This is a genomic window from Bacteroides sp. CAG:189 (assembly GCF_000432295.1).
Classification (GTDB): Bacteria; Bacteroidota; Bacteroidia; order Bacteroidales; family Bacteroidaceae; genus Bacteroides; species Bacteroides salyersiae.
In genome coordinates, this window is the sequence record NZ_HF991008.1 from 1 (window position 1) to 7,314 (window position 7,314).

The following is a 7,314-nucleotide window of genomic DNA, read 5'->3' on the forward strand; positions in this document are numbered from 1 at the left end:
CAAAACTACTATGCAATCTTACCTGTCTATGCCGAGAGGCATATGTACTTTCCATGGATATTCGCATACACATAAAAAAGTTTCAGGCCGATTTGCACTTGATAAACAAACGATCTATGCATTTGTTTATTTCTTCAATGTTAATAGAGCATAATACACTCTTTATTGTATGCCTCTTTCACGGAGTTTCAACTGCCAGTTCCATGCAGAACGTAAAGTATCTTCAATACTCTCTACAGCTTTCCATCCTAATTCTTTATTTGCATAATCGGGATTCGCCCATACTTTTTCAATATCACCGGCACGACGTCCTACAATCTTGTAGTTCAGTTTCACACCGGTAGCCTTTTCGAAAGTGTTAATCAGTTCCAACACAGACAGTCCACGACCTGTACCGATATTGAACACTTCCACTTTCTCTTTCTGTTTTTGTTCAAGAATGCGCTTGATGGCAATCACGTGAGCTTTAGCAAGGTCAACCACGTTGATAAAGTCACGGATACAAGAACCGTCAGGAGTATCATAATCGTCACCGAACACACTCAACTGCTCACGAATTCCGATAGCGGTCTGAGTAAGGTAAGGAATCAGGTTCTGAGGCACTCCATTAGGAAGTTCACCTAACAATGCGGTAGGATGCGCTCCTATCGGGTTGAAGTAACGCAACAATATTGCATTGATCGGTGCTCCGGAAGCTACTGTATCACGAACGATCTCTTCGTTAATCTGCTTGGTATTTCCATAAGGAGATTCTGCCTTTTTGATAGGAGCCTGTTCTGTTACAGGAAGTTCGTCAGGCTGTCCGTAAACCGTACAGGAAGACGAGAATACGATTCCGCCTACATTATGTTTAGGCATCAATTCGAGCAAATTGATCAAAGATACGAGGTTATTACGATAATAAAGCAAAGGCTTCTGAACAGACTCACCCACCGCCTTGCTGGCTGCGAAATGAATAATTGCTTTAATACCCGGATATTTAGCAAACATGGCATCAAGGCCGGCAAAATCAAGACAATCGAGTTTTTCAAAAACAGGACGTATACCGGATACCTTTTCAATATTGTCAACGACATCGGCGCTCGAGTTTGAGAGGTTATCAATGATGATGACTTCGTATCCGCTGTTTTGGAGTTCTACCACTGTGTGAGAACCGATATAACCAGTTCCACCGGTAACTAAAATTCTTTCTTTCATAAAATTATATATGGTTAGTTTTTTCGGTTTTTCCTTTGTTCAGTCTGCAAATTTAAAAAATTAATTTGTAATATCCGTTTCAGAGTAAAAAAAACATCCCTTGAATACAAAAAAAGCTACGGGCTATCAATTATGGCTGATAAGTGACTGTGTCATGAAACACAAAAGACTTATAAACCGTAATTGATAACCCGTAGCTACTTATATAACCCGTAGTTTAAATCCTACTTATACTACTCCTGAGAAGCCCATAAATGCCATAGCCAGCAGCCCGGCTGTAATCAAGGCAATCGGTGTACCTTTCATACCTTCGGGAATCTTCACCAGACTCATCTGTTCGCGTAAACCGGCAAACAACACAAGAGCAAGGCCGAAACCGATTGCTGTAGAGAAAGCATATACAACCCCTGTCAGCAAATCATAGTCTTTCTGGATTACCAGAATAGCTACACCCAAAATACAGCAGTTGGTAGTGATCAACGGCAGAAATACACCCAATGCCTGATACAGTGAGGGAGATACCTTCTTTAATATAATTTCCACCATCTGCACCAGAGCGGCAATCACCAGAATGAAAGTAATCGTCTGCAAATAACCTAAATCGAAAGCATCGAGCACGAACTTTTGGATAAGGAAAGTTACAATCGTAGCAATCGTAAGCACAAATGCTACGGCAGCACTCATACCCAACGCAGTATCTACCTTCTTGGAAACACCTAAAAAAGGACAAATCCCAAGGAACTGTGACAATACAATGTTATTTACAAAAATTGCCGATATAAATATCAATATATATTCCATAATTCTAAATTAATAATGAAAAAATGAATAATGAAAAAAGCGATGGTAAACACCACTATTTCTTCTCAATTCTTCTTCAAACTGTTAATTAGCGCAATAAGATACCCCAATGCGATGAAAGCGCCCGGTGCCAATACGAATACCAACATACCGTATTCTTCCGGAAGAATGGCAAAGTCGAACACCTTACCCGTTCCTAAAAATTCACGTACGGCGCCCAGTAATGTCAAGGCAATGGTGAAACCGAGCCCCATACCGATACCATCGAACATAGAAGCCACTGCGTTATTTTTGGCGGCAAAGGCTTCAGCACGGCCCAATACAATACAGTTTACAACGATCAACGGAATAAAAAGCCCCAGAGTAGCATATAATCCCGGCACATAAGCCTGCATTACCATTTGCAGCAGCGTTACGAATGAAGCAATAACCACAATAAAAGACGGAATACGCACCATATCGGGTATCAGATTCTTAATCAGTGAGATTACCACATTCGAGCAAATAAGCACAAACATGGTAGCCAACCCCATACCCATACCGTTGATAGCGGAAGAGGTAGTTCCCAATGTAGGACACATACCTAACAGGAGCACAAACGTAGGATTCTCTTTGACAATCCCGTTCATCATGACTTTAAAGTTATTCATATCTATATACTCCTTTCTTAATTAACACTGACGGAATCAGCAGGTTCAACAACTTTTTGCGTGGCACCGGTAGTCCCGTTCGTATCACCATCGCCTTTATAAGCAGCATAAGCAGCATTTACGGCATTAAGAAAAGCACGCGAAGTAATCGTAGAAGCCGTAATGGCATCTATCTGCCCTCCATCTTTACTTACCGTAAGCGGAGCTTCACCCGGATTCATGCCTTTGATGCTCCCTTTGTTGCCCTCTTTAAACCAATCGGCAGCCTTAGAACCCAATCCCGGGGTTTCGGCATGAGACAACAGTGAATAGTCATAGATCTTGCCGTCGGCATCGAAGCCCACCAGCACTTTCAGTTCACCGCCAAAACCCATAGCCGAAGATTCTACGGCAGCGCCTACCCATTGTCCGTCTTTCTTAGCCGGATAGATAGTATACTCCACTCCGTTTACCGTTTCCTTCGTAGCTTCTGCCGTCGGATTGTTATCAAATGCCGGTACTACAATGCTGATCGCATCGCTGAGCGTCTTAGCATTCGCTTCAGCAATCGGACCTTTTGTAAGCTCATTCACATATGCCAGTAACGCTACCGAAATGGCAGTAACACCGGTAAGTACCAGCAACATATTTTTTAATGATGATTCTAACTTTTTCATTTCTTCTTCGCCACCTCCCCAAAGCGTTTAGGTTTACAATATGTATTAATCAGCGGAGTAAATGCATTCATAATCAGAATAGCGAACGACATACCTTCGGGGTAAGCACCGAACAAACGGATAATAACCGTCAGCAAACCGATACAAACACCATAAATCAACATACCTTTCTTACTCATCGGAGAAGTTACGTAATCTGTCGCCATAAAGACAGCTCCCAACATCAAACCTCCGGAAAGCAATTGTATCACCGGAGACACGTATAACTCGGGATTAACCAAATGCATGATGCCCGAAAAGACAAACACAGTGACCAGAATAGACACCGGGATATGCCAGGAAATAATCTTTTTCCACAGCATATAGATAAGACCGAGCAATAGCGCAGCCGCACTCACTTCACCCAAACATCCGCCGTTCTGACCGATAAGCAAACTCAAAGAATCGGGAAGCTGGTCGAGCGACACACCCGGCGCTCCATTGATCACCCCTTTCATGATTGCCAACGGAGTAGCTCCTGTAGTAGCATCGGCATAAGCCGTCAACTGGCCAACCACCGGCCACGTAGTCATCTGTACCGGGAAAGAAAGCAATAAGAACACACGTCCTGCCAATGCAGGGTTAAAAGGATTATTTCCCAAACCTCCGAACGACATTTTGCCCACACCGATAGCAAACAGCGCACCCAGAATAATAATCCATACAGGAAGATTGGAGGGCAGATTGAAAGCCAGCAATACACCGGTGATGATGGCCGAACCGTCACAAATAGTAGTAGTTTCTTTTTTCAGCAGGTACTTGCCGATAGCCCATTCAAAAAAAACACAGGCTGCCACGGAAGTAGCCGTAACGATAAGGGCTCCCAATCCGAAAAAGACAAGCGACACGATAAAAGCCGGAAACAGGGCAATCAGCACACCGTACATATTCTTCTGTACGCTGTCTCCGCTATGAACGTGAGGGGATAATGATACTATAAATTTATTTTCCATACTTCGTTATTTTTTAGCTTGACGTGCACGAATCATAGCGCCTACTTTCCCTTTACCCAAACGACAATAGTCGAGCAACGGACGGTTGGCAGGGCAAGTGAACTGGCAAGAACCGCACTCGATGCAATCCATGATTCTTTCTGTTTCCATTCTTTCAAATTCTGTATTCTCAGCCAATGCAGAAAGCAAATAAGGCTCAAGCCCCATCGGACAAGCCCCCACACACTTCGCACAACGGATACAATTCTGTATCTCGCCACGCTTTGCCTCTTTCCGATCCATAATCAGAACACCGGAACTACCTTTTGCCGTGGGAACATCGATATTCACCAGCGCTTTACCCATCATCGGACCACCACCGATCACCTTACCCGTATCTTCGGGCAAACCACCGCAAGCTTCGATCAACTGACGCATCGGCGTACCCACACGTGCCATGAAATTGGAAGGTTTGGCCAGCGACTTTCCGGTAACGGTAATCACCCGCTCAAACAACGGCTTATTTTTCTGCACAGCCTGATAAACAGCAAAAGCCGTACCTACATTCTGCACTACGGCACCAGTAGAAATAGGAAGCGCCCCACTTGCCACCTGCCGTTTTGTCACAGCATCGATCAACTGCTTCTCACCTCCCTGAGGATATTTCACTTTCAAAGGAACAACTTCGATACCGGCATAACTGGAAGCGACCTTAGTCATCAACCCAATGGCATCGGGCTTATTATTCTCAATACCGATAAAGGCCTTATTTACTTTCACCGCTTTCATCAAAATAGAAACCCCTACCATGATTTCTTCGGCATGTTCCAACATCAGCTGATGGTCGGCAGTCAAATACGGTTCACACTCAACGGCATTAATGATTACACATTCCGCCTTGAACGAAGGAGGAGGACACAGTTTCACTTGAGTGGGAAAACAAGCACCACCCAAACCAACAATACCGGCATCGGCAATTTTCTTCACAATCTCCTCGGCTGTCAGTTCACACTCTCTCACCAGTGTTTCGCTACGGTCAATGGTTTCTTCCCACTCGTCACCTTCCACATCGATAAAGATAGCAGGCTTAGCATAACCACTGGCATCGATAATGGAGTCTATTTTTGCGACCTTTCCGCTGACAGAAGAGTGAATGGCTGCCGAAACAAAACCGGCGGGCTCGGCAATCTTAGTGCCCACTTTCACCACATCCCCTTTAGCTACCACCGGTTTGGCAGGAGCACCGATATGCTGCCCCAACAGGATAACCGCCTTTGACGGAATCTCCGCCATGATAATGGGCTGATGTGCCGACAGTTTATTTTCGTGTGGATGAACACCACCAATTGAAAATGTCTTCAACATACAATTTCTGTATTTTATCTGTTTATTATTCTTTTATTTACGCTTCAGCAACCGGCTTTGCTTCGGAAGTTTCCCCTTTCGGAGCCTTTACGGCAGGAGCCTCTTCCGCTTTCGGTTTACGCAGCGGGAAATTCAATTCAATAATGGTTCCCTGCGGACAAACTTCCACACACTTACGGCATGACTTACATTTGTTCGGATCGATATAAGCTAAATTGTTTTCAAGCGTAATTGCCTCAAACGGACAAGTTTTGACGCATTTACCACAACCGATACAGCTCACCGTACAAGCCTTACGTGCCACAGCACCCTTGTCTTTGTTGACACAAGACACATACACACGGCGCGACTTCTTACCTTGCGGACGAATTTCGATAATCGCCTTCGGACAGGCCTTGACACAAGCACCGCAAGCCGTACATTTGGCCTCATCCACTTCCGGAAGTCCGGTTTCGGCATTCATATGAATGGCATCGAACTGACAAGCGGCCACACAGTCGCCACAGCCCAGACAACCAAAACTACAACCTGTCTCACCACCGTAAAGAGAAGCGGCAATCGCACAACTCTTCGCCCCGTCGTACACATTGGTACGAGGACGGTTGGCACAGGTTCCGTTACATCTCACAACCGCAACCATCGGTTCGGCTTCGCCTGCATCAAGTCCGAGGATAGAGGCTATCTGCGTCATGACAGGCTGTCCGCCTACCGGGCAAAATTTTCCATCCAATGAACCAGCCTTTACACAAGCATCGGCAAACCCACTGCACCCCGGATAACCACATCCACCGCAATTAGCTTGGGGCAGCACTTCGGATACCTGGGCAATACGCGGGTCTTCATACACGGCAAATTTCTTGGAAGCGGCATACAGAATAGCGGCTGAAACCAGCGCAATGGCTCCCAATGAAATTACTGCAATCAGAATCAAATTCATAAATTAGTTATTTTATTGGTTTTATAGTAAATGAAAATGTTTGTTTCAATCGTGTCTTATTCAGCCACAACAGACAATAATATGGAACAAGGACAGCCAGCGAAAGAAGCGACGCATAGAGTTCATCGCCTATTACTGCCATAAATATAAAAAGGGAAAGTATTAAAAGTATAAAAGGAAATACAAAAGCCAGTGTCACGGCCATCATCCCCATAGAGGTTTCACCGATAACCATCACCTGCTCACCTACCCGAAAAGTCTGTGCCGAAGGGTCTGTGACATCAATCACTTTCTCTTTACTGTCAGCAGAAGAACAATGTCCCTTGACACTGCATGCCGCACATGCCGATGTCTGGATAATTCTCACTGAAAGATGGGAACCGTTTATGTTTTCCACAATACCTTGATGCTTTATTGTATTAGCCATTTTGCAAACTGAACATTACAAATTGCGGCAAATTTAAGCATTATTTGTGAACTACGAAGCTTTCAACTGTTTTTTCTATGTGTTAAAGTGCTATTTTTACTTTTTTTGTTACCGCACACGATAAACAACACGGGCGACCCTGATAGGGTCGCCCGTGTTATTATGCTTACTAAAAGTCAGTTTACCATTGATAATTGATACCAAAACTCAACAATTCTTTTACCTGAAAATAACTTTTCCCCTCGGCAGGTTTCGAACTGTCATCATAGCGTGCATGTACATAAAGCTTGGTAGACAGATAACGGTTCAG

The 7,314-nt window shown here is 44.3% G+C and carries 8 protein-coding genes; all 8 read right to left on the reverse strand.

The annotated features are described in order from the left end of the window. Positions 1 to 162 precede the first annotated feature (162 nt). Complete coding sequence (gene galE, locus QVP90_RS03210) at positions 163 to 1,197, reverse strand: UDP-glucose 4-epimerase GalE (protein ID WP_021935633.1); 1,035 nt, start codon at positions 1,195 to 1,197, stop codon at positions 163 to 165. A 228-nt stretch (positions 1,198 to 1,425) separates the two neighbouring features. Further along, on the reverse strand, positions 1,426 to 1,998 hold the full coding sequence (gene rsxA, locus QVP90_RS03215; protein WP_005931377.1) for an electron transport complex subunit RsxA: 573 nt from the start codon (positions 1,996 to 1,998) through the stop codon (positions 1,426 to 1,428). Positions 1,999 to 2,063: 65 nt separating this feature from the next. Beyond that, complete coding sequence (locus QVP90_RS03220) at positions 2,064 to 2,648, reverse strand: RnfABCDGE type electron transport complex subunit E (protein WP_025819184.1); 585 nt, start codon at positions 2,646 to 2,648, stop codon at positions 2,064 to 2,066. A gap of 17 nt (positions 2,649 to 2,665) precedes the next feature. Further along, on the reverse strand, positions 2,666 to 3,304 hold the full coding sequence (locus QVP90_RS03225) for an RnfABCDGE type electron transport complex subunit G (RefSeq protein WP_025819185.1): 639 nt from the start codon (positions 3,302 to 3,304) through the stop codon (positions 2,666 to 2,668). Next, complete coding sequence (locus tag QVP90_RS03230; protein ID WP_007481242.1) at positions 3,301 to 4,296, reverse strand: RnfABCDGE type electron transport complex subunit D; 996 nt, start codon at positions 4,294 to 4,296, stop codon at positions 3,301 to 3,303. The genes QVP90_RS03225 and QVP90_RS03230 overlap by 4 nt, the downstream gene beginning before the upstream one ends. Positions 4,297 to 4,302: 6 nt before the next feature. After that, positions 4,303 to 5,640: an electron transport complex subunit RsxC gene (rsxC, locus tag QVP90_RS03235; RefSeq protein ID WP_005931365.1), complete on the reverse strand. Its 1,338-nt coding sequence runs from the start codon at positions 5,638 to 5,640 to the stop codon at positions 4,303 to 4,305. Positions 5,641 to 5,677: 37 nt separating this feature from the next. Beyond that, entirely contained in the window at positions 5,678 to 6,577 is a 900-nt protein-coding gene (locus QVP90_RS03240; RefSeq protein ID WP_021935634.1) for a Fe-S cluster domain-containing protein, read from the reverse strand. A gap of 7 nt (positions 6,578 to 6,584) precedes the next feature. Beyond that, positions 6,585 to 7,004, reverse strand: a complete 420-nt coding sequence (locus QVP90_RS03245; RefSeq protein ID WP_007481244.1) for a SoxR reducing system RseC family protein — start codon at positions 7,002 to 7,004, stop codon at positions 6,585 to 6,587. Positions 7,005 to 7,314: the final 310 nt, after the last annotated feature.

Coding starts and splice junctions, on each gene's coding strand:
- rsxA (WP_005931377.1), bottom strand. CDS start 1,998: ATGGAATATATATTGATATTTATATCGGCAATTTTTGTAAATAACATT.
- QVP90_RS03220 (WP_025819184.1), bottom strand. CDS start 2,648: ATGAATAACTTTAAAGTCATGATGAACGGGATTGTCAAAGAGAATCCT.
- QVP90_RS03230 (WP_007481242.1), bottom strand. CDS start 4,296: ATGGAAAATAAATTTATAGTATCATTATCCCCTCACGTTCATAGCGGA.
- rsxC (WP_005931365.1), bottom strand. CDS start 5,640: ATGTTGAAGACATTTTCAATTGGTGGTGTTCATCCACACGAAAATAAA.
- galE (WP_021935633.1), bottom strand. CDS start 1,197: ATGAAAGAAAGAATTTTAGTTACCGGTGGAACTGGTTATATCGGTTCT.
- QVP90_RS03225 (WP_025819185.1), bottom strand. CDS start 3,304: ATGAAAAAGTTAGAATCATCATTAAAAAATATGTTGCTGGTACTTACC.
- QVP90_RS03240 (WP_021935634.1), bottom strand. CDS start 6,577: ATGAATTTGATTCTGATTGCAGTAATTTCATTGGGAGCCATTGCGCTG.
- QVP90_RS03245 (WP_007481244.1), bottom strand. CDS start 7,004: ATGGCTAATACAATAAAGCATCAAGGTATTGTGGAAAACATAAACGGT.